We start from the raw sequence: 20,877 nt of genomic DNA on the forward strand, positions 1-20,877 counted from the left end.
AGAACGGGTCCCATTCAGACGACGAGGGCTTTCATCGGCTCGAGATATTCGCCGCCCACCGCGGCGGCCACCGCCGCGTGCGTGACCTTGCCTCCGCACACGTTGAGACCGTTGCGCAGGTGCGGATCGTCCATCAGCGCGGTGCGCCAGCCCTTGTTCGCCAGCGCCAGCACGAACGGCAGCGTCGCGTTGTTGAGCGCGAACGTGGAGGTGCGCGCCACCGCTCCGGGCATGTTCGTCACGCAGTAGTGCACCACGCCCTCGTCGACGTACGTCGGATTGGCATGCGTGGTGGGGCGGCTGGTCTCGAAGCAGCCGCCCTGGTCGATGGACACATCGACGATGACCGAGCCACGCCGCATCGTGCGAACCATGTCGCGGCTGACGAGCTTGGGCGCCGCGGCGCCGGGAACCAGCACCGCCCCGACCACCAGGTCGGACTCGGCAACATGGTGCTCAATCGCATCCACGGTTGCGAAGGCGGTGTTGAGCTTCGCGCCGAACTGCAGGTCGAGCTCGTAGAGGCGCGGCAACGACTTGTCGATGATGGTGACGCGCGCCTCCAGGCCCATGGCCATGCGCGCGGCGTTGGTGCCGACGACGCCGCCGCCGATGATGAGCACGTCGGCCGCCTGCACGCCGGCCACGCCGCCAAGCAGCATGCCGCGACCCTTGCGCGGCAGCTCCAGGCAATGCGCGCCGGCCTGGATCGACATGCGTCCGGCCACTTCGCTCATCGGCGCCAGAAGCGGGAGCCCGCCGCGCGCGTCCGTCACCGTTTCGTACGCGATGCCTACGGCGCCGGTGGCCGCCAGGCTGCGCGTCAACTCGGCATCGGCCGCCAGATGAAGATACGTGAACAGCACCTGACCCTCCCGCAGCATCGCCAGTTCTGACGGCTGCGGTTCCTTGACCTTGACGATGAGGTCGGCGCGCTCGAAGACGTCCTTGGCACTTGCGGCGATGGTGGCGCCGACGCTGCGGTACAGGTCGTCGTCCAGCGCGATGGCATGCGCGCCCCTGGTCTCGACCAGCACCTCGTGCCCGTGGTGCACCAGCTCGCGCACGCTGGCCGGCGTCAGTCCGATGCGAGCCTCGTCGGCCTTGATCTCCTTCGGGATGCCGACGATCACCGCGAGTTTCCCCCGTCCTGCGAGCGCGAGATCGTGACGACGATCGACTTGTAGGTGGGGGTGCGGCTGCCGTCGGCGAAGCTCTCCAGCGCCACCAGCGGATTAGCCTCGGGAAAGTAAGCGGCCGCGCACCGGCGAGGGATGTCGTAGGGAATCACGCGGAAGCGGCGCACGGTTCGCGTGACACCCTCGTAGCGGCTGGTCAGATCGACTTCGTCATCGGGCGACAGGCCCAGATCGGCCGCATCCGCATCGTTGAGGAACACGACGTTTCGCCGTCCCTCGATTCCGCGGTAGCGATCGTCGAGGCCGTAGATCGTGGTGTTGAACTGGTCGTGGCTGCGGATCGTCATCAGCAGCAGTTCGCCGTGGGCGAGGCGGCGCCCTGTCATCGGGTTGATGGTCAGCCGTGCAAGCCCGCCCTCGGTGGCGAAGCGGCGCTCCCGCGCGCCGTTGGGCAGACGGAAGCCGCACTCCTGCCGGACGCGTTCGTTGAAGCGATCGAAGCCGGGGATGACGCGCTCGATGCGATCGCGGATGCGGTCGTAGTTACCCACCAGGTGCTCCCACGGGACCTTGGTGCGGTTGCCGAGCGTGGCGCGCGCCAGCCCCGCAACGATGGCGGGCTCGCTGCGAAGATGCTCGGACGCCGGCGACAGGTGTCCCTGCGAGCGGTGCACCATGCTCATCGAGTCCTCGACGGTCACGAACTGCTCGCCGCCGGCCTGGCGGTCGCGCTCGGTGCGTCCCAGCGTCGGCAGGATGATCGCCTCGGCGCCGCCGACCACGTGCGAGCGGTTGAGTTTGGTCGAGACCTGCACCGTCAGCTCGCATTTCGACAGCGCCTGCTCGGCGCGCTCGCTGTCGGGCGTTGCGGCCGCGAAGTTGCCGCCCATCGCGAAGAACACGCGCACCTTGCCGTCGAGCATCGCGCGCAACGTCTCGACGGTGTCGAGGCCGGGCGCGTGCGGCGGCGCGAAGCCGAACTCGCGCTCGAGCCGTTCGAGAAACGCGGCGGTCGGCCGCTCGACGATGCCCATGGTGCGGTCGCCCTGCACGTTGCTGTGCCCGCGCACGGGACAGACGCCGGCGCCGGGGCGGCCGATGTTGCCGCGCAGCAGCAGAAGGTTCGTGACCTCGCGGACGTTGGCGACGCCGTTCTTGTGCTGCGTCAGACCCATCGCCCAGCACGCAATGACGTTGCGAGCCTCGGTGTAGATGCGTGCGGCCTCGGCCATCCGGCCGCGATCGATGCCGCTTTCCTCTTCGAGGTCCTCCCACGGCGTCGCAACCACGTGCTGCCGCAGCTCCGGAAACCCGACGGTGTGCCGGTCGAGGAACTCGTGGTCGAGTACCTTGCCGGGCCGCGCGCTCTCCATCTCGAGCACGTGCTTCATGATGCCCTTGAGAAGGGCGACGTCGCCACCGATGCGGACCTGCAGGTAGAGGTCGGACAGCTCGGTGCTGCGGCCGCCGAGCAGCTCCAGCGGCCGCTGCGGATTGGAGAACCGCACCAGGCCGAGCTCGCGCAGCGGATTGATGCTGACGATCCTGCAGCCGCGCTCCTTGGCACGCTGCAGCGTCGTCAGCATGCGAGGGTGATTGGTGCCGGGGTTCTGCCCGAGGATGAAGATCGCATCGGCCTCGGCGAAATCGTCGAGGCTGACCGTGCCCTTGCCGACGCCGATCGTCTCGCCGAGGCCGATGCCGCTGGACTCGTGACACATGTTCGAGCAGTCGGGCAGGTTGTTGGTGCCCAGCTCGCGCACGAAGAGCTGATACAGGAAGGCTGCCTCGTTGCTGGTGCGGCCCGAGGTGTAGAAGACGGCCTGGTCGGGCGAGCCCAGCGAGCGCAGCTTGCTGCCGATGTGTCCGAGCGCCTCCTCCCACGATATCGGCTCATAGTGATCACGGCCGGCGCGGCGGATCATCGGCTGAGTCAGCCTTCCCTGCGCCTCCAGCCAGTGCGCGCTCTGCTCGCGCAGGCGCGAGACGGGCCAGCGCGCGAAGAAGTCGGCGTCGACGCGTTTGGTCGTGGCTTCGTGCGCGACCGCCTTGGCCCCGTTCTCACAGAATTCGGCGAAAGACCGGTCGCCGGCCTCGGGCCAGGCGCAGCCGGGACAGTCGAACCCGCCCTCCTGATTGAGACGGTACAGCGCGCGCGTGCCGCGGCTGACGCCGGCTTCGTGGAACGTGCGCCGCAGCGCGTGCACCACGGCGTCCATTCCGGCCGCTGCCTTGGATGTCCCGACCTTCTCGCTCACGTTGACCTTTGCCGTATTCGGCTCGTGTTGGCGTACACGTTCATCGCCTGTCCGCGAAGGAAGCCGACCAGCGCCATTCCGGAAGCCTCGGCCAGCGCCACTGCGAGAGAGGACGGCGCCGAAACCGCCGCGATCACAGGGATGCGCGCGGCCAGCGCCTTCTGCACCACCTCGTAGGAGATGCGACCCGAGACCATGAGCGCGTGACCGGCCAGCGGCATGCGTGCGTTGCGCAGCGCCCAGCCGATCACCTTGTCGACGGCATTGTGCCGGCCGATGTCCTCGCGCACGACGAGAAGATTCCCGGCGGTATCGAAAAGGCCGGCCGCGTGCAGGCCGCCTGTGCGCGCGAAGATGGCCTGGCGCTCGCGCAAGCGCGGCGGCATCGACGCCAGCACCTCGGGATCGAAGACCGTCTCGTCGGTGAGCGGCGGCGCGACGGCCATGACGTTCTCGATGGTCGCCTTTCCGCAGATGCCGCAGCTGCTGCTGGCGTACAGGTTGCGACGCAGGAGCGTCAGATCGACGGAGACGTGCGGGGCCAGCGTCGCGCGGATGATGTTGTCCTGCGCCTCGGGCGAGACCACGGCCGTGCAATGCCGGATGGAGTAGATGTCTTCGGGCTTGGCGACGATGCGTTCGGTGACCAGGAATCCCAGCGCCAGCTCCTCGTCGTGCCCGGGTGTGCGCATGACGACGGCCAGCGAGACCGGTCCGAGCTGGATCTCGAGCGGCTCCTCGCTGACGACCTCGTCGGCGTCGTCGGTGGCGCGGCCGTGCTCGAGCCGTCGCAGGCGAACCGGCTGCGCGCCGGCAGCGGGCTCGAGTGCGGAGGTGATGTCGTCGGTGCGTCGAGGGCGCATCGTCAGCGGTCGAGCCTAGCAGAAAAACCGGTCATGTCGGCACGTGGCGCTCGCTCGGGCTGCCTGACAGTCCTAGAGTCGGCTCGCGCGGGTGCACGGGCACCGGCTGCCGGGGGTCAAGTGGCAAAGCGTTCGGCCGATGCCAATCGCAAGGACGCCGTCGTCGGCGTGGTGCTGTTCGTCTCGCTGGCCGTGATTGCGGCCTTCGTGTGCGCGTGGGTGGTCCTGCGCGATCAGGCACCGCCGGCGGCGCCTGCGCCGGTGGCCGTCAACTAACCGGGCATCACCATCTTCTCGGGCCGCACCGCGGCATCGAACTGCTCGGCGGTGCACAGCCCGAGCTCCAGCGCCGCCTGGCGCAGCGTCTTGTTCTCGAGGTGCGCCTTTTTCGCCATCTGCGCAGCGGCGTCGTAGCCGACCAGCGGCGCCAGCGCGGTGACGAGCATCAGCGAGCGCTCCAGGTTCTCGTCGATGCGGCCGCGGTTCGGCTCGATGCCCGCGACGCAATGCTCGTTGAAGGATGCGCATGCGTCGCCCAGCAGCCGGATGGATTGCAGCAGGTTCCAGATCATCACCGGCTTGAACGTATTGAGCTCGAGATGTCCGCTGGCGCCCGCAATGCCGATGGCGACATCGTTGCCCAGCACCTGCGCGCAGACCATCGTCATCGCCTCGCACTGGGTGGGATTGACCTTGCCGGGCATGATGGAGCTGCCCGGCTCGTTCTCGGGCAGATGCAGCTCGCCGATGCCGCTGCGCGGACCCGAAGCCAGAAGGCGTATGTCGTTGGCGATCTTGTTCAGGCTCACCGCCAGCACGCGCAGCGCACCGCTCACTTCGACGATGGCATCGTGCGCCGCCAGCGCTTCGAACTTGTTGCCGGCACTGGCGAACGGGTGCGAGGTGAGCGCCGCGATCTTCGCCGCGGCCAGGTCGGCGAAACCGACGGGTGCATTGAGACCCGTGCCGACGGCCGTGCCGCCCACCGCCAGCGCCAGCAGCGATCGCGATGCATGCTCGATGCGAGCAATGCCGTTGCGGACCTGGGCAGCGTAGCCGGAGAACTCCTGCCCCAGCGTGATCGGCGTGGCGTCCTGCAGATGCGTGCGGCCGATCTTGACGATGGGTGCGAATGCAGACGCCTTCTCTTCGAGCGCGGCGGCGAGGCGATTCACCGACGGCAGCAGGTGCTCTCGGATGCGGCAGTAGGCGGCGACGTGCATCGCCGTCGGGAAGATGTCGTTGGAAGACTGGCTGCGGTTGACGTCGTCGTTGGGGTGAATCGGCTTCTTCCCGCCGAGCGGCTGACCGGCCATCTCATTGGCACGGTTGGCGATCACCTCGTTGGCGTTCATGTTCGTCTGCGTTCCCGAGCCGGTCTGCCATACGACCAGCGGAAAATGCTCGTCGAGGCTGCCGTCGACGACTTCTTCGGCCGCGGCGACGATGAGGTCGGCCTTTTCCTTCGGCAGCACGCCGAGCTCGGCGTTGGCCTGTGCGGCGGCCTTCTTGACCAGACCCAGCGCGCGAATCATCTCGCGCGGGAAACGCTCGGTGCCGATGCGAAAGTAGCGAAGGCTGCGCTCGGTCTGCGCGCCATAGTAGCGATCCTCGCGCACCTCGATCTCGCCCATGCTGTCGCGTTCGATTCGCATCTCGGTCTCCTCGAGTCCGCCGGCGTGCCGAAGGGGCCCTCGTGCATGACGAGATCTGTCGGCGGCGGACGGCGGCGCACCCTGCGGCAGCCGCTTCGATCCAACGCTAGTCCATCCGCCGACGTTTGCGAAGGCGTGCCGGCGAACTTGCCGGGCCACCGCCGCTCCTGCGTGCGGCGGGCCCGCTCTGCCGTCTGCGCACCGCATGCCTGCGCGCTCTTTCTCGGGCTCGTCGTCGGGGGTAAGGTTCGCCGACTTTTCAATCAGAGGTGGAAGATGAGTGAGGAGGCCAGCCGCGTCGAGCGGCCCGTCGTCGAGGCCCTCGACAGCATTCTCGGCGTTCCCTTCAAGGTCCTGGACGACGGCTTCGTGCGCGTCATCGATTACATGGGCGCCGACGAGTCGATCGTGCAGGCGGCGCGCGTTTCGTATGGGCGCGGCACCAAGAAGGTGCACGAGGATCGCGGACTGATCCGCTATCTCATGCGTCACTGGCACACCACGCCGTTCGAGATGTGCGACATCAAGCTGCACGTGCGCGTCCCGATGGACTGCTGGCGGCAGTGGATCCGACATCGCACGGCCTGCCTGGCGGAGGGGACCGAGATCCATTTCGACCTGCCCGGCGGAATGCAGCGGCGCGGGGACCGATTGTGCAAGGTGAAAATCGAAGACCTGTGGCAGCAATGGCAGCCGGCCTGCAATCGCACGCGTCGGGAAGGACAGAAAGATTCCCACTCCCAACGCGACGGCATCCGAGGGATGCACCTACGTCAGATGAAGGAGGATACGCTCCGCCTCGGTCACACGCGCGTCGTCGACATCTACAAAAACGGACGGAAGCCCGTCTTTGCGATGATCCTGGCGGATGGAAAGCGCATCGAGGCGACGAAGGATCACAGGTTCTTCTTCAGTACGGGCTGGGCGACGCTCGAGCAGGGTGCCGGTCTCTGCGAACGCGAGGGACGCGCCGTCTGGAATGCAGGGGAGCACCACGTCTACGTGAACGGAGCCGAGCTGGCGATTCCCGCCGGCCATCAGGACCGCGACTGGCTGAACGAGCAGTCCAACGTCCGCAACCTGAAGATCGAGGAGACCGCCGGAAGCGAGCTGGCCTTCGTGGAGTTGCTGGGTGGAGAGCCGGTGCGCGCACCGTGGCCGAAGAAGCCTGTGCACCAGCAGAAGGTCACGGTCGCCAAGCTCGTCCGCATCGAACGTTTCGAGTACGTCGGAGAAAAGGAGACGTACGATCTGGAGGTGGAAGGCCCGTTCCACAACTTCATTGCGAACGGGATCGTCACTCACAACTCCGTCAATGAGTACAGCACTCGCTATTCGATCGCGATCGATGCGGCGCAGCGTGCAGGCGAGAACGAGTGGCGCGCGCAGTCGGCGGGGAATCGTCAGGGCAGTGAAGGCTATCTCGATTCCGAGCAGGGACGGGCGCTGAGCGAGCGCGAGCAGCAGCTTCACGCGCTGTCGCGCGAGATCTATCAGGAACGGCTGCAGCTGGGCGTGGCGCGCGAGCAGGCGCGCAAGGATCTTCCGCTGTCGACGTACACCGAGGCGTACTGGAAGACCAACCTCCACAACCTCTTCCATTTCCTGCGGCTGCGCATGGACGCGCACGCGCAGGAAGAGATCCGCGACTACGCCAGGGTCATCGGCGAGCAGATCGTGGCTCGTTGGGTGCCCATCGCCTGGGAGGCGTTTCTCGACTACCAGTTCCATGCCACCGGCCTTACGCGGCTCGAGATGGCGGTGGTGCGTGCGGTGGCCAGCGGCGACAACGATGCGGCCATGCGCGCCGCGGCAAGCTACGGTTGGCTCGAGCAGGGCGCCAAGGGGCTGAAGGTCAATCGCGAGCGCGGCGAATGCGAGGCCAAGCTGCGTGAGCTCGGACTGCCTATTCCCTGGGCGCAGTGAGCGAATCGCGGCGCTGCCCCACCACCTCCTCGACGAACTCCTTCACGGCGCGAAGGTAGTCTTCGCGCGCCTCGAAGAACCCGTCGTTGTGCCCGCCGCGGATGTCTAGGAAGCGCTTGGGATGCGGCGCCGCTTCGAAAAGGGCTCGTCCGTGCGCGTAGGGCACCAGGTCGTCGTTGGGGCTGTGGACGACCAGCACCGGCACGTCCAGCTCGCGGATGCGCTCGAGGTTCGGATAGTGGATGCGCATGAGATGGCCGAGCAGCGAGACGCGAAGCACGTGGGCGACCATGTCCGGAATGGACGTGAAGGTTGCTTCGAGCACGATGCCGGCCGGCTTGTGATGCTGCAGAAGGCCCAGTGCCACGCCGCCGCCGAGCGACCGTCCGATGACGACGATTCGCGAGGGGTCGACGCCGCGGGTCTCGGTCATGTGCTTCCATGCGGCCCTGGCGTCGAGGTAGGTCCCTTCCTCGCTCGGCGAGCCGTCGCTGAGGCCATACCCCCGGTAATCGATGAGAAGGACGTTCCAGCCGAAGGCATGGTAGCCACGCACGGCATCGAGCCAGTAGGAGACGTTGCCGGCGTTGCCATGCAGGAAGAGCACCGTCGCAGGTGCATCTTCGGACGGCAGCCACCATCCATGGATGGCAACGCCATCCTCGGTCCGGAGGCGCACCTCCTGGTAGGGAATGCCGAGATCGCCGGGGCTGGCGACCATCTCGCGGGACGGGAAGTAGAGGAATCGGCTCTGCAGCGCGGTCAGCACGATCAATACGACGCCGATGCCGAGCGTGGCACGACCGATCTCGCGCAGCCAGCGCTGCAGCCGTGGCCGTCCGCTGTTCAGTTTTCGGCCGTGACGATCCAGGCGGCCGCCGGCATGCGCACGCCGCGCGGGCCTTCGAAGCTCTTCAGCGCCTGCGCGATCTCGTCGGCGATCTCCCTCTTCTTGGCTTCGGGAACGTCGACCATCGCTCGCGAGAACGGCCCCAGCTCCATGACGAACTGCACGGCCTGATCGACGTCGCCGCCGCCGCCGATGGTCAGGTCGCGGTTGTAGGCTTCGACCGAGATTCCGCTGAAACCTGCGTTGCGCAGGATGCGGTGCACGCGGTCGGCATCGGCGAACGCGAATGGACCCGGCGCGTCCGGACCGGCCGACATCTCCAGGGGGATGTGCTTCATGCCGATCATCACCGGCACCGACATCCACGGATTTCGATCCGGCGCCTGCCAACACACGAACGCGACGTGGCCGCCCGGCCGCAGCGCGGTGCGCATGTTCTCGAATGCCTTGACGGGATCCTCGAAGAACATGACGCCGAAGCGCGAGAAGAGGATCTCGAACTCCTCCTCGGGAAAGCGGAACGTCTGCGCGTCGGCTTCCTCGAACGTGACGTTGTGCAGCTTCTCCTGCTGCGCTCGCTGGCGTGCCAGCTCGAGCATCGGACGGGAGATGTCGATGCCGACGGCGCGGCCGCCGTTGACGAGCTCGCGCGCGAGCATCAGCGTCGTGCTGCCGCATCCGCAACCGACGTCCAGGACGTTCTCGCTGCCGGTGATGGACGCGGCTTCCAGCGCTGCCATGCCGAGGCCTTCGAGCTGGCTGTCGAGCATCTGCTGGAAGCGGACCCATTTCGGGCCGCCGACTTCGTTCCAGTATTGGATCTGTTCGGCGTTGGCGTTGCGCTGAGCAGTGGTCATGGCTGTCTCCTGGGACGAAATGTGCTGGGGCTGCCAGCGCCGTGAAGCTTACGTGCTGGCCCACGCCCATCCAATGCGTGCGGCGAGGAAAGTGGCACGCGCCCATGCATGCGGCAAGGAAGGCCGCCGCGTCCGGAGCGCCGCCGTCGCGCCGTGCCGCCGAGCGCCTTTCGCACTCTGCCGGTGAGCGCGACCGTCGCCGCATCGCCATGCGTCACGCCGTCGCACGGCGCCGGCGCGACGCCGTCGCGCGTCGCATCGCGTCAGCAGCGCCCCCACCTGCCGGGACGCGCGCACCGATGCGGCCGTTTGTCCGCTCCTGGTATGTGTTCTAGTTTCGGCCGAATCGGCCTGCCCGCCGCGGGATTCGCCAATTTTTCCAGCCCCACCTTCCACGGAGGAAAAGCCATGGCCATGCCGAAGGACATCGGCGTCATCGATCTCATGCTCGAGCTGCCCACGGACGACCGTGGCACCTGGTACGACTTCATGAAGCCGCTGCTCATGGACCAGGAGAGCCGGGAGCTGTTCAAGTTCCCCGCCGAGTACATGTTCAAGGCCGTTCCGACGGTGCGCGAGTCCGACGACTACATCGGCATCGCCCTCGACGAGATGGACAAGTACGGGATCGAGAAAGCCATGATCAGCGTCCGCTTCGGCAACCCGCTGGGAGCCCGGGCGCTGCGCGAGCATCCCGACCGTTTCATCGGCAGCTACGCGGTCGAGCCCAACCTGGGAATGGAAGGAGTTCGCGACCTCCGGCGCGCGGTCGAGGAGCTGGGCGCCAAGGCGGCCACCGCGTTCCCCGCCGGCTGCGTGCCGCAGGTGCCGATCAACGACAAGAAGTTCTTTCCGATCTACGCGGCCTGCGTCGATCTGGACATCCCGATCTTCGTCTGCGCCGGCATCCCCGGACCGCGCGTGCCGGCCGCCTGCCAGCACGTCGAGCTGATCGACGAGGTCTGCTGGTTCTTCCCGGAGCTGAAGTTCGTCACCCGCCATGGCTGCGAGCCGTGGACGGAGCTGATGGTCAAGCTCATGCTGAAGTACCCGAACCTCTACTACTCGACGAGCGCGTTCGCGCCCAAGTACTACCCGAAGGCGATCATCGACTTCGCCAACACGCGCGGCGCCGACAAGATCATGTACGCCGGTTATTTCCCGATGGGCCTGAGCCTGGAGCGCATCTTCACCGACATGCCGTCGGTGCCGTTCCGCGACCACGTGTGGCCGAAGTTCCTGCGCGAGAACGCACTGCGCGTCCTGAAGATGTAGCTGCGCCTCAGACGGCGCTCGAGCTGAGCGCTTGCAGCACGATCTCGGGCGTCAGGATGCTGGGAAGCAGGACCGGGTCGCGGTCTTTCCCTCGCGGGTAGAGCACGTACAGCGGCACGCCATTACGCCCGAACGACTCGAGCGCCCGTGTCACCTCGGGATCGCCGCGCGTCCAGTCGCCCTTCATCGCCACGATGTCGAGCTCGCGAATCTTCTTCTGCACGGCCGTCGACTGGAGCGCGACCTGCTCGTTGACCTTGCACGACAGGCACCAGGCGGCGGTGAAGTCGACGAACACCGGCCTTCCTTCGGCGCGCAGCGCGGCGAGCCTGCCGGCGTCGTACGGGATCCAGGAGATCCCATCCTCATCGGCGGCAGCAGCGCATTCGCTGGCGGTGGGCAGCGAAGCGGCGGAAGCGACGAGAGCCACGCCGCCTACGAGTGCAACGGCCGTGGTGGCACGCGCGACGACGCGTCCGATCGCCGCCAGCGGCGCGGGCCCGAAGTGCCCGCCAGCCCATGCGGCCACGCCGATCAGCAGGAAGCCCGAGAGCAGGCGCAGCACGCCGTCGTTGCCCACCTGCTGGCCGAACACCCACACCAGCCACAGAACCGTCGCCATCAGGGGGAACGCCATCGCCTGCCGGAACGTCTCCATCCATGCACCGGGCCGCGGAAGCCGTCGCAGCAGCGCGGGCACGCACGAGAGGACCACGTACGGCATGGCCATTCCCGCGCCCAGCGCCGTAAAGACCGCCATGGCCACGACCGGCGGCTGCGCCATCGCGAATCCCAGCGCCGCGCCCATGAACGGTGCGGTGCACGGTGTGGCCAGAACGGTTGCGAGCACGCCGCTGAAGAAGGAGCCGCGGTAGCCGTCGTGCGAATCGAAGCGGCCGGCGGCGCTGGGGATGATGCTGCCGATGGCGAAGACGCCAAGGAGGTTCAGGGACATCGCGAACAGCAGCAGCGCCAGGACGGCGACGAAGCCCGGCTCCTGGAGCTGAAAGCCCCAGCCCAGCGCCTGACCGCCGGCGCGAAGCGCGAGCAGCGCACCGGCCATGATCCAGAACGAGACGAGCACGCCCGCTGCGAAGACGAAGCCGTGCTGACGCACGCGCGAGGCCTCGGCATGCGCCACGTGCACGAAGCCGAGGATCTTCAGCGACAGCACTGGGAAGACGCACGGCATCAGGTTGAGAATCAGCCCGCCGGCGAACGCGAGCACCAGCGCCAGGGCAAGAGTGACGCTTTCGGCCCCGTCGATGCGCTGGCTCGCCGCACCCTGCGCTGCCGCGGGAGCAATGTCCGTACGCGCCGCGCCGGTTGACGCAGGGGCAGACGCCGTGCGCTCGGCGGGCGGGCTCCCGATCGGTTGCTGCGCGGCCGCCGCCGGAGCCGCCGCGTCGTGCATGGCCGGCGCGGCCTGCTGCTCCTGCGCTGCTGCCGAACCTTCGACCACCACCGGCGCCGAGACCTGCAGCGCCGGAATATTGCCTGCAGCGTCCCAACCGCCCTTGGCGACCACCACCGCGGTGACGTTTTCGGGCAGCGCGCGCGACTTTGGGCGCTTGCGCATCTCGACCTGCAGCCCGAACTCGGTGGCTCTGGCCACTGGCGCGACGTTCTCGTCGATGACGTTGAAGTCGACGGGGAAGACCTCGACGTCCTGCGTCGACGGATAGCCGCCCGCCGGTCCCTCCAGCTCCAGGACGATCGAATCGCCGCGATCGCGCAGGCGTGCCGAATAGCCTTCGAGATTGCGCGGCACGCGTTGCCGCACTTGTGCGAACAGCGGCGCCACGCGCGCGTCGGGAGCCGGGGCCGAGGCGTCGATCGGAACGTTCAGCGTCAGATCGGCCTTGCCCGGAACGCATGCGTCCTCGCGGCACACCAGCCAGCTGACGTTGGCGGCGATCGCCGCCGACTTCTGCGATGACGCCGCCTGCGGCACGTCGACCGCCGCGAGCATGAGAAGATCGGCCTTGTAGCCGTAGCCGACATAGGGAGGCGCGCCGATGCGATCGGGATGAGGCCACTGCAGCGGACCGGCGGTGAAGCCGTCCGGCAGGTCCCACTTCACCCTGGCGGCAAGTCCCGTATGGCCGGGATTGATCCAGTAGGTGTGCCAGCCGGGGTCGGGAACGATGCGGATTCCAAGCGACAGGGGGGTGCCAGGCCGTGCGGTCGTGGTCTCGCTCAGCAGCTCCGCGGTTGCGTAGTTGCCGCGCACGGGCGCGGCCTCGGCGACGGAAGGCGCCGTCACGGCACTGAAAAACAGCAGGGTTCCGAGCGCATGGCCCCACCGGCTGGCCTTGCGGGGACGGAGCGCGGAGGTGGCTGGATTACGGCTCATCGTCTGCAGGAGATGATGGAGATACCACCGACGTTACGCGCTCGCGACCCCAAGGCCTCTGGCGCCATGGACCGGCGCCGCATCGGCTCCGGCACGCGCCGCGTCTTTCCCGAGGCCGTGGAATGGCCTAGGCTCCGCCGCCTGGCCGGCTCCCCATGCAAATGACGGATCAATATCAGCACGCCTTGAGCAGCGTGGGCGTGGCCACGCTCGCGGCGCTGGGCGGCATGGAAGCGGCGGCGCGCTTCCTTCATCCGCCCGAGATGCCCAAACTTCGCGACTGGCTGCGACCGCATCATGCGGAACTGGGACGTGCGCTCGAGCAGTTTCGTTCAGTCACGCCGCCTGCGCCGCTGACTTCCTTCCACGAGCGCTTCGCCGAAGGTGCCGAGCTCACGCACCGCGCGATCGATCTGTTCGTGTCGCCGAGCGATGCCGGTGACGCGATCTTCCGCATCATGAGCAGCCTGCGCACGTTCTGCCGCGCGTGCGAGGCTCTCTACAGCCTGCATCGTTTCCCACCGCTCAGCCGATATTTCGTCGAGCCGGCCTACCACGACCAGCTCGAGCGGCTCGAGGCCACGCCGCCCGAGGGCGTTTCGGTAGGGCTGCATCACACCGGCGGCGAGCGCGGCGCCGATTCACGCGGCGGCTTCTGCCTCTACGTGCCCGAGAGCTACGACGGCAACAGCGAATGGCCGCTGGTGATCGCGCTGCACGGCGGCTCCGGCAGCGGACGCGACTTCCTGTGGTCGTGGCTGCGCGAGGCACGGGGCCGGCGTTTCCTGCTGGCCGCAGCCACGGCGCAGGGCTCGACCTGGTCGCTGGCGGGACCGGACATCGATTCGGCCTCACTCCGCGCAATGGTCGAATACATCGCCTCGCGCTGGCGGCTCGATCGCAGCCACATCCTCCTGACGGGCATCTCCGACGGCGCGACGTACACGCTGCTCGAAGGCCTGTCGCCGGGCGCGCCGTACACGCACCTGGCCCCCGTCTCGGGCGTGCTGCATCCGGCAAACATGGTCAACGGAAACCTGTCCAGGGCGCGCGGCAAGCGCATCTATCTCGTCCACGGCAAGCTGGATTGGATGTTCCCCGTGGCAATCGCCGACGCCGCCAGCGAGGAGCTGCGCCAGGCCGGCGCCGACCTCGTCTACAGGCCCATCGACGATCTCTCGCACACCTATCCGCGCGACGAGAACGATCGGATCCTGACCTGGTTCGACTCGCGGCTGGCTCTTCCGCCGTCATCGCCGGCTTGAGGAAACGGCAAGCCTGGGTAGTTTGAGTCGATGGCCATTCGACCGGTGATGACGATCGGCAACCCCGTGCTGCGCAAGGTCGCGCGGGACCTGACGCCCGTGGAAATCCGTTCCGACCAGACGCGCGCGCTGGTCGAGGACATGATCGATACGATGCACCATGAAGAGGGCATCGGCATCGCGGCGCCGCAGATCGGCGAGTCCGTGCAGCTGGCGATCATTCAGATCGACGTCGATTCGAACCGCTATCCGGATTCACCGGCTTTCGATCTGTCGGTCATCATCAATCCGCGCATCCGCGTTCTGGACCGCACCGAGCAAGGCTACTGGGAAGGCTGCCTGTCGGTGCCGAACATGCGCGGAGAAGTGTGGAGGCCGCGCAAGGTGCGCGTGGACTATCTCGACCTCGACGCGCAGCCTCAGTCGATCGAGGCCGAGGGCTTCCTTGCCACCGTCTTTCAGCACGAGCTCGATCATCTGCAGGGCGTGCTGTTCCTGGACCGCATACGCGACACCAGAAAGCTCGCCACCATCGACGACTACGCCAGGTATTGGCTGAACAAGCCCGGCGAGCTCCACATGCCCGATTGACGGCCGCGCATAGCGCCGCATCCGCGGCGTTGCGCGACTCCTTTCTCAGTGCGACGGGCTTCCAGCGCGGCTCCGCTCGTTCGGCGCCGCGCGCCTTGCGGCTGCGGCACTCTGCGCGGCCTACAAAAGGCCGCTTGCTGGCTCTTGTTGTTGGCTCGTCATGCGCCGCCGCCAATGCTGAGGCGGCCGTCGCCTCGGGAGGCGAGGTAGAGGAAGACGAAAGCGTAGATGGCCGCCAGCTCGCCGTGGTTCTGGATGGGAAGCAGGCCGTCCTTCTGGTGCGCCATGAAGTAGCCCACGGCCATCGTGCCGCTGCAGATGAAGGCGGCGATCGAGGTCTGCCAGCCGACCATCACGAGCAGACCGCCGATGAGCTCGATGGGGCCGGCGGTCCAGATGATGAACGCCGGCGCCTCGGGCGGCGAGCCCCCGAACATGCCGAACACCTTTTGTGCCCCGTGGCACGCGAACAGGAAGCCGGTGACGATGCGCAGAAGAGCGTACGTGATGTCAGCGTAGGGTCGCAGGAACTGCATGCTCGAGCTTCTCCTTTCTGTCGAAGAGGTTGCACCCGCGCCTCGTGCCGGTGAGCACGGAGCAGCGGTGATTGTCCCAGGGCCGGCGCCGCGGGTCCAGCCGGGCGCGGCAGATAGTCGCGCAGCCGCGTGTCAGAAGAAACGTGGCTGCGGGTTCCGGCCCTCCAGGATGCCGTCGACGCGCTCCCGGAAACGCGCGCGGCCGTCCTCCGTCCACGGCAGGATGTAGAAGGCGCCTGCGCGGATGCCTTCGAGGGCATGCTCGGCAACCTCTGCCGGCGACGTCGTCTCCAGCTTTCGGCCCATGGCCTCGAACATCTGCCCCAGACTGTCCAGGGTGATGGCAGGCGCCACCTGCGGGATCTCGCGTTGCAGCTCGCTCGGCCTGTTGCGGGCGGCCGTGAAGATATTGGAAGCAACGATGTGCGGCCCCGGATACAGCACATGAGCGTGAATGGCAGACCCTTGCATGGAGAGCTGCAGATGCAGGCTCTCGGTGATCGCACTGACGGCCGCCTTGGTTGCCGAATAGATCGGCGTCGTGGGAATCAGGATCAGGCCGCCGTTGCCCGAGGACGTGTTGATGACGTGCCCTTCCTCGCCGTGCGCGACCATGCCGGAAACGAATGCCTTGATGCCGTGGATGACGCCCCAGACGTTCACGGCCATGCACCAGCGCCAGTCGTTGAGCGGCAGCTCCCACATCGGGACGTCTTCGTGCGCTCCGACGCCGGCATTGTTGACGAGCACGTGAACGTTGCCGAACGTCTCGACGCTGCGGCGCTCCAGCGCCTGCACCGATTCGAACGAGGTGACGTCGGTGCGCACGCCGATCGCTTCGGCGCCACCCTGGCGCAGCTCGGCGACCGCTGCATCGAGCGCCCCGGCCTCGACGTCGGCAACGACGATCTTCATCCCTTCGCGCGCGAACACGTCGCACAGCGCGCGGCCGATGCCGCTGGCGCCGCCGGTGACGACGGCCGTCTTGCCCCGCAGATCCTTCATCCTCAGATCTCGATGCCGTCGCCGGAGGTGTCGTCGTATCGCTGGTGCAGGAAGGGCGCCAGCCAGTCGCCGGGCACGCTGCGCAGCACCTTTCCGTTGCTCTGCGCCGTGCCTTCCTCGTACTCGGCCAGCAGCAGGCGCCGCACGGGAACGTCGGCCACCGGATCGAAAGGAGAATCGTAGAGCTTCAGGGCGGCGCCCTCGAGCCGCCAGGCGTTCTTATGCTCGTGACGCCATTCCAGGCGCACCAGCAGCGGGTCGGCATCGAAGGCCTTGCTCTTCTCGCACGAGGGCATGGCCTTGTAGCAGTAGCCGTGCTCGACGAACTGGCGCGGGCCGATTTCGGCGCCGATCCTGCCGAGGCCTTCCAGATAGGTGATGCCCATTCGAGTAACCTCGCTGGACACCCGGTCGCCCTCCTTCTTGAACTCGATCTGCGCGATCTTCTTGGGTTCGCCGTACGTCTCGCGCCCCGGCACCACCGCCTGCTCGGTCGTCATCGGCATCGTCACCAGGTAGATGCCTTCGACGCCTTCGTAGCTGGCACGCACGCCGAAGATGGCCGAGCCGATCTCGAACGTGAAGTCGGGGGACAGGTGGATCGCGACGTTGGAGAACGTCACGCACATCTGCGGCTCCGGCCCCACTTCCAGCGGTTTGGGAACGAGCGCGCGTGCGATGGCCGCATCGGTCTCGTAGACGAAGCGCAACGACCGCACGGTGCTGGCCAGGAACTCGGGGTTGGCGTTGCGAGCCTTCTCGACCTGCTCGGGCGTCTTGACGTAGCGCAGCTTGGCCATGGCATTCTCCTTGTGGCGGGCGGCACGCTCAGGCGGCCGCGGCGTTTCGGAACAAGCGTTTTTCTGGGCCGATCTCGCCCGCGATCTCCTGCAGCGCCGCTTCGTCGAGACCGTAGAAGCGCACCGCGTTTCCGCCGAGCATCGCCTCGATCTCCGCCTCCGGGAGGCCGGCGAATGTCTCGAGCATCTGGTTGCGCGTGTGCGGCCATGAGCCTTCGGGGTGAGGATAGTCGCTGCCCCACATGATGTTGTGCAGGCCGATGGCATGTCGCAGCTCGGCTTCTCGGCGCGGCATGCACGAGGCGCCCATCGCCACGTTCCGCGCGAAGTACTCGCTCGGCTTCATCGAAAGGTGGCTGCGGTAGTCGCCGAGCTTGGCGGAGTAATGCGTTTCCTCGTAGCGCTGATCCAGAAGCGTCAGGTATTCGGGCACCCAGATCGTGGTGCCCTCGGTGACGGCCACGCGCAGGCGCGGATGGCGCTCGAAGACGCCGCCCCAGATCAGGAAAGTCAGCGGGCGCGCGCACCACCACACCACCTCGGAAATGTAGATGCCCATGGCGCCGGGACGATGGACGCCGTCGGGCGAGGCGATGGGGCCGAAGGCGTCTTCCATGGGTGCGGCACCGCTGTGGAAGTGCACGACGACCTCGTTGTCCTCGCACGCCGACCACAGCGGGTCGTACTTGGGATGATGGTAGGCGTCCAGGCGTCCCCACAGGCACGGCAGCAGCACGCCGCCGAGCCCGTTGTCGCGTGCCCATTCCACCTCGCGCACGGCTTCCTCCACGCTCCATAGTGCCGGACACAGCGCGACGCCGACGCGCCGCTTGGGCGCCATCGCCACCAGCTCGGCCAGCCACCGGTTGTGCGCGCGCGCTCCGGCCCACTGGAGCTCAGGCACGATGCGTTCCTCGACGGGCAGCGAGAGGCCGGCGCCGAATGGCGGCGTATTCATCTCGGTGATGCCGTCGGGGAAGATGACCTCGGCGGCGATGCCGTCGGCGTCGAGCACGCGCAGCCGCGTGTCGTGGTCCCACGCGCCCGCCAGATCGTCTTCGCGGCCGATGCGCCACTGCGCGTTGATGTCGGCGATGAGGAACATCTTCGACATCCGCTGCATTTCCGAGATCTGGATCGGCAGCGCCTGGTCGAACAGCTCACGGTACTGCGGATCGAGATAGTCGCGATACTGCTCCGGCGGCAACCCGGCATGACAATCCGACGACACCACAACATGACGATCCATGACAGTCCCCTGGGTCAGGTCTTGCATTCGAGCATCTCGTTGCGGCGCATCACCTCGGTCACGCGCCGCGCCAGCCACGCGGGCCGAACGTCAGGCCGCGGGCGTCGTGTAAAACTGCTTCACCCAGTGGCGAAACTCGGACAGGAACGTGTCGGCCTCGCACAGCACGGGGCGCGCGCGGTGCACCTTGTTGGACCAGATGCGAAGGTCCTGCATGACGCCGCTGGTCAGGCCGTTCATGAAGTCCTCGCCGGCCAGATCGACCATGTTGTTGGTCGCGGTCAGCAGCCAGCGCGAGTGCGTCCGTTCCGCAGAGATCGGCGTGGTCGAAGAAAACATCAGCAGCCCGGCGTCGGGAATCCCTTCGGTGCGCACTGCCGACAGGCCGATGCCCCAGGAATCGCGCACGAGCTGCGTCCTGAAGGTGCCCATCGGCGTCACGCGCTCGGTGACGCTGCTGATCCGGTAGGCGCGCCCGTCCTCGGAATAGGAGATGTCCGAGGGCAGCGGTTCCATGGCTCCGTGCACGTACTGGAAGTGCACCGGGTCGTTGTTGTTCTCGTGCATGTCCTGCACGTGCACCGGCACCTCGAGCTCGAACGTGCGCGGCTCCGACCAGTCGGGATCGCCGATCTCGGGCAGCAGCGGAAAATCCCACTGCGGCGGCAGCGCCTGGTCGTGGTGCCAGACGAAGATCATCCCGTTCTTCTCCTGCACCGGCCACGCCCGCACTGCGGCCTTCGCGGGAATGCGATCGCAGTAGGGAATGGAGACGCAGCGGCCGCTCTCTCCGTCGAAGGTCCAGCCGTGGAACGGGCATCGCACCGCATCGCCGACCACGCGTCCGCCTTCACCGAGATGTGCGCCGAGGTGCACGCAGTAGGCATCGACCACGCGCGCCTGGCCCGAGCGCGTGCGGAACAGCACGAGATCCTCGTCGAAGTAGTGGATCGACCGGACCTGTCCGGCAATGAGCTCCTTCGACCACGCCACTGCGAACCAGCCGTTGGGGATGGGAAGGCGTGTGTGCTCGAGATCGCGTCTTGCCATCGTCAGGTCTCCTCGGGCCGCGGCGAGAGCGCATCCGCGAGAAATCTGGCGGCGGCGCGCGCGCGGCGCGCGATCGGATAGTCGTCGAGGTTGGCCCAGTCGAACATCAGCACGTAGTAGGCGCCGAGGATCATCTCGGTCAGCGTCTGCACGCTGTGCCGCCGCGTGACGTCACCGGCCTTGACGCCGTCTCGGACCAGCGCGCCGAACGCTTCGTGCAGCCGGCGTGCATGCTCGGGCTCCTGCGGCGACTGCTGCGCCGCGTGAATGATCTCGGTGAGCACGTCGCGCTGCATCGGCCCGGCCTCGCCGGCGCGCTGGGCGATGCTGTCGAAGAAGCGCAGCAGCCGCTCGCTGGTGGTGCGGCCCTGCCTGCGGGCAGCTTCGATGTCGTCGAGGAGGAACTGGATGGAGGCCGCGGCCAGCGCCTTGACCACGTCCTGCTTGGTCGGGAAGTGATTGAAGAACGTCTTGTGCGCGACGTCGGCCTGCTCGCAGATGTCGGCAACGGTGGTGGCCTGCACGCCCTTGGTCTCGAACAGAACGCGGGCGGCCTCGACGATGCGAGAGCGCACTTCGAGCTTGCGGCGCTCGCGGCGGGTCGGGGTCAGGGCAGCGGCGGTGGACACGGGCCGACCGTACGCCTGTTTACAGGATCATGCAAGAGTATACTGGCGGTATATTTTCCTTCACCGCGGCGTGCCGTGATTGCACGCCACCGCTTCCCGGCCCGGCCGCGCCTCAGTAGGATCGCGCAATGGCCGATACACCCGCGGAAATTCTCGAGCTGGCGCAGCGGTTCTTCGCCGCGATCGAAGCCGGCGACGTCGATGCCGTCCGTGCCGGCTACGCGCCCGGCGCCGTCGTCTGGCACAACCACGATCTGGTCGAGCAGTCGGTGGACGAGAACCTTGCGACGCTCGCCGCGTTCATTGCGGCCAGCCGACAGCGCAGCTACGCCGTCACGCTGCGACAGGCGTTCGCGGGCGGCTTCGTGCAGGAGCACGTGCTGACGGCCATCTCCCACGCTGGGAAGGCTTTCGAGTTGCCGGCCTGCATCGTCTGCAGGGTTCAGAACGGCCGCATCACGCGACTGGACGAATACTTCGACTCGGCGCAGGTGCACGCGCTCATCGACGGCCTCAGCCGCGGCGTGCAGGCGTAGCGGCGGGGCGGCTCCGCCGAAGGATCAGCAGCCGACG

19 protein-coding genes are annotated in these 20,877 nt (G+C 67.3%); 6 read left to right on the plus strand and 13 right to left on the minus strand.

Features of this window, described 5'->3' with window-relative positions:
• Positions 1 to 14: 14 nt before the first annotated feature.
• The 3 genes from ald to fdhD are packed head-to-tail and all read right to left on the minus strand — an operon-like array spanning position 15 to position 4,260.
• The gene (gene ald / locus VEC57_11650; GenBank protein HYB99774.1) at positions 15 to 1,133 is read right to left on the minus strand and encodes an alanine dehydrogenase; all 1,119 of its coding nucleotides are present in this window, start codon (positions 1,131 to 1,133) and stop codon (positions 15 to 17) included.
• Entirely contained in the window at positions 1,130 to 3,397 is a 2,268-nt protein-coding gene (locus VEC57_11655; protein HYB99775.1) for an FdhF/YdeP family oxidoreductase, read from the minus strand. Before VEC57_11655 ends, ald begins: the two co-directional genes overlap by 4 nt.
• Positions 3,394 to 4,260, minus strand: a complete 867-nt coding sequence (gene fdhD, locus VEC57_11660; GenBank protein HYB99776.1) for a formate dehydrogenase accessory sulfurtransferase FdhD — start codon at positions 4,258 to 4,260, stop codon at positions 3,394 to 3,396. Before fdhD ends, VEC57_11655 begins: the two co-directional genes overlap by 4 nt.
• A 120-nt stretch (positions 4,261 to 4,380) precedes the next feature.
• Here fdhD and VEC57_11665 point away from each other — a divergent pair, with 120 nt between their 5' ends.
• Positions 4,381 to 4,536: a hypothetical protein gene (locus tag VEC57_11665; protein ID HYB99777.1), complete on the plus strand. Its 156-nt coding sequence runs from the start codon at positions 4,381 to 4,383 to the stop codon at positions 4,534 to 4,536.
• Here VEC57_11665 and fumC read toward each other — a convergent pair.
• On the minus strand, positions 4,533 to 5,915 hold the full coding sequence (gene fumC, locus VEC57_11670) for a class II fumarate hydratase (GenBank protein ID HYB99778.1): 1,383 nt from the start codon (positions 5,913 to 5,915) through the stop codon (positions 4,533 to 4,535). The genes VEC57_11665 and fumC overlap by 4 nt on opposite strands.
• A gap of 276 nt (positions 5,916 to 6,191) precedes the next feature.
• On the opposite strand from fumC, the gene thyX reads away from it, so the two are divergent.
• Positions 6,192 to 7,841 carry an FAD-dependent thymidylate synthase gene (gene thyX / locus VEC57_11675; protein ID HYB99779.1) on the plus strand — a complete coding sequence of 550 codons (1,650 nt, stop codon included), beginning with the start codon at positions 6,192 to 6,194 and terminating at the stop codon, positions 7,839 to 7,841.
• On the opposite strand, the gene VEC57_11680 is transcribed toward thyX, so the two are convergent.
• Entirely contained in the window at positions 7,822 to 8,610 is a 789-nt protein-coding gene (locus VEC57_11680; GenBank protein HYB99780.1) for an alpha/beta hydrolase, read from the minus strand. The genes thyX and VEC57_11680 overlap by 20 nt on opposite strands.
• Positions 8,611 to 8,687: 77 nt before the next feature.
• Positions 8,688 to 9,548 (minus strand): class I SAM-dependent methyltransferase, encoded by an 861-nt coding sequence (locus tag VEC57_11685; GenBank protein ID HYB99781.1) that lies wholly within the window; start codon positions 9,546 to 9,548, stop codon positions 8,688 to 8,690.
• 408 nt (positions 9,549 to 9,956) lie between these two features.
• Between VEC57_11685 and VEC57_11690 the strand changes: the two genes are divergently transcribed.
• The gene (locus VEC57_11690; GenBank protein ID HYB99782.1) at positions 9,957 to 10,823 is read left to right on the plus strand and encodes an amidohydrolase family protein; all 867 of its coding nucleotides are present in this window, start codon (positions 9,957 to 9,959) and stop codon (positions 10,821 to 10,823) included.
• 7 nt (positions 10,824 to 10,830) lie between these two features.
• Here VEC57_11690 and VEC57_11695 read toward each other — a convergent pair whose 3' ends face one another.
• Positions 10,831 to 13,179 (minus strand): thioredoxin family protein, encoded by a 2,349-nt coding sequence (locus VEC57_11695; protein HYB99783.1) that lies wholly within the window; start codon positions 13,177 to 13,179, stop codon positions 10,831 to 10,833.
• Positions 13,180 to 13,340: 161 nt separating this feature from the next.
• Here VEC57_11695 and VEC57_11700 point away from each other — a divergent pair, with 161 nt between their 5' ends.
• Together VEC57_11700 and def are read left to right on the plus strand one after the other, a co-directional pair.
• Positions 13,341 to 14,444: a hypothetical protein gene (locus VEC57_11700; protein HYB99784.1), complete on the plus strand. Its 1,104-nt coding sequence runs from the start codon at positions 13,341 to 13,343 to the stop codon at positions 14,442 to 14,444.
• A 30-nt stretch (positions 14,445 to 14,474) separates the two neighbouring features.
• Positions 14,475 to 15,035, plus strand: a complete 561-nt coding sequence (def, locus tag VEC57_11705) for a peptide deformylase (protein HYB99785.1) — start codon at positions 14,475 to 14,477, stop codon at positions 15,033 to 15,035.
• Between the two features lie 158 nt (positions 15,036 to 15,193).
• Here the strand turns inward: def and VEC57_11710 are convergent, their stop codons facing one another.
• The 6 genes from VEC57_11710 to VEC57_11735 all read right to left on the minus strand — a co-directional run bounded on the left by VEC57_11710 (position 15,194) and on the right by VEC57_11735 (position 20,304).
• Positions 15,194 to 15,571, minus strand: a complete 378-nt coding sequence (locus VEC57_11710) for a DoxX family protein (protein ID HYB99786.1) — start codon at positions 15,569 to 15,571, stop codon at positions 15,194 to 15,196.
• 132 nt (positions 15,572 to 15,703) lie between these two features.
• The gene (locus tag VEC57_11715) at positions 15,704 to 16,576 is read right to left on the minus strand and encodes an SDR family NAD(P)-dependent oxidoreductase (protein HYB99787.1); all 873 of its coding nucleotides are present in this window, start codon (positions 16,574 to 16,576) and stop codon (positions 15,704 to 15,706) included.
• A gap of 2 nt (positions 16,577 to 16,578) precedes the next feature.
• On the minus strand, positions 16,579 to 17,376 hold the full coding sequence (locus VEC57_11720; protein ID HYB99788.1) for an acetoacetate decarboxylase family protein: 798 nt from the start codon (positions 17,374 to 17,376) through the stop codon (positions 16,579 to 16,581).
• 28 nt (positions 17,377 to 17,404) lie between these two features.
• Complete coding sequence (locus VEC57_11725; protein HYB99789.1) at positions 17,405 to 18,625, minus strand: amidohydrolase family protein; 1,221 nt, start codon at positions 18,623 to 18,625, stop codon at positions 17,405 to 17,407.
• 90 nt (positions 18,626 to 18,715) lie between these two features.
• Positions 18,716 to 19,675, minus strand: a complete 960-nt coding sequence (locus tag VEC57_11730; protein ID HYB99790.1) for a Rieske 2Fe-2S domain-containing protein — start codon at positions 19,673 to 19,675, stop codon at positions 18,716 to 18,718.
• A 2-nt stretch (positions 19,676 to 19,677) separates the two neighbouring features.
• Entirely contained in the window at positions 19,678 to 20,304 is a 627-nt protein-coding gene (locus tag VEC57_11735) for a helix-turn-helix domain-containing protein (protein ID HYB99791.1), read from the minus strand.
• Between the two features lie 128 nt (positions 20,305 to 20,432).
• Between VEC57_11735 and VEC57_11740 the strand changes: the two genes are divergently transcribed.
• Positions 20,433 to 20,840, plus strand: coding sequence for a nuclear transport factor 2 family protein (locus VEC57_11740; GenBank protein ID HYB99792.1), 408 nt, complete (start codon positions 20,433 to 20,435; stop codon positions 20,838 to 20,840).
• Positions 20,841 to 20,877 lie beyond the last annotated feature (37 nt).

The sequence above is a fragment of the Candidatus Limnocylindrales bacterium genome, assembly GCA_035626395.1.
Taxonomy (GTDB): domain Bacteria; phylum Desulfobacterota; class Binatia; order UBA1149; family CAITLU01; genus DASPNH01.

Excerpts from the sequence above, each read along its gene's own strand:
- fdhD (HYB99776.1), bottom strand. The coding sequence starts at position 4,260 with ATGCGCCCTCGACGCACCGACGACATCACCTCCGCACTCGAGCCCGCT.
- fumC (HYB99778.1), bottom strand. The coding sequence starts at position 5,915 with ATGCGAATCGAACGCGACAGCATGGGCGAGATCGAGGTGCGCGAGGAT.
- thyX (HYB99779.1), top strand. The coding sequence starts at position 6,192 with ATGAGTGAGGAGGCCAGCCGCGTCGAGCGGCCCGTCGTCGAGGCCCTC.
- VEC57_11685 (HYB99781.1), bottom strand. The coding sequence starts at position 9,548 with ATGACCACTGCTCAGCGCAACGCCAACGCCGAACAGATCCAATACTGG.
- VEC57_11690 (HYB99782.1), top strand. The coding sequence starts at position 9,957 with ATGGCCATGCCGAAGGACATCGGCGTCATCGATCTCATGCTCGAGCTG.
- VEC57_11695 (HYB99783.1), bottom strand. The coding sequence starts at position 13,179 with ATGAGCCGTAATCCAGCCACCTCCGCGCTCCGTCCCCGCAAGGCCAGC.
- VEC57_11700 (HYB99784.1), top strand. The coding sequence starts at position 13,341 with ATGACGGATCAATATCAGCACGCCTTGAGCAGCGTGGGCGTGGCCACG.
- def (HYB99785.1), top strand. The coding sequence starts at position 14,475 with ATGGCCATTCGACCGGTGATGACGATCGGCAACCCCGTGCTGCGCAAG.
- VEC57_11710 (HYB99786.1), bottom strand. The coding sequence starts at position 15,571 with ATGCAGTTCCTGCGACCCTACGCTGACATCACGTACGCTCTTCTGCGC.
- VEC57_11715 (HYB99787.1), bottom strand. The coding sequence starts at position 16,576 with ATGAAGGATCTGCGGGGCAAGACGGCCGTCGTCACCGGCGGCGCCAGC.
- VEC57_11720 (HYB99788.1), bottom strand. The coding sequence starts at position 17,376 with ATGGCCAAGCTGCGCTACGTCAAGACGCCCGAGCAGGTCGAGAAGGCT.
- VEC57_11725 (HYB99789.1), bottom strand. The coding sequence starts at position 18,625 with ATGGATCGTCATGTTGTGGTGTCGTCGGATTGTCATGCCGGGTTGCCG.
- VEC57_11730 (HYB99790.1), bottom strand. The coding sequence starts at position 19,675 with ATGGCAAGACGCGATCTCGAGCACACACGCCTTCCCATCCCCAACGGC.
- VEC57_11740 (HYB99792.1), top strand. The coding sequence starts at position 20,433 with ATGGCCGATACACCCGCGGAAATTCTCGAGCTGGCGCAGCGGTTCTTC.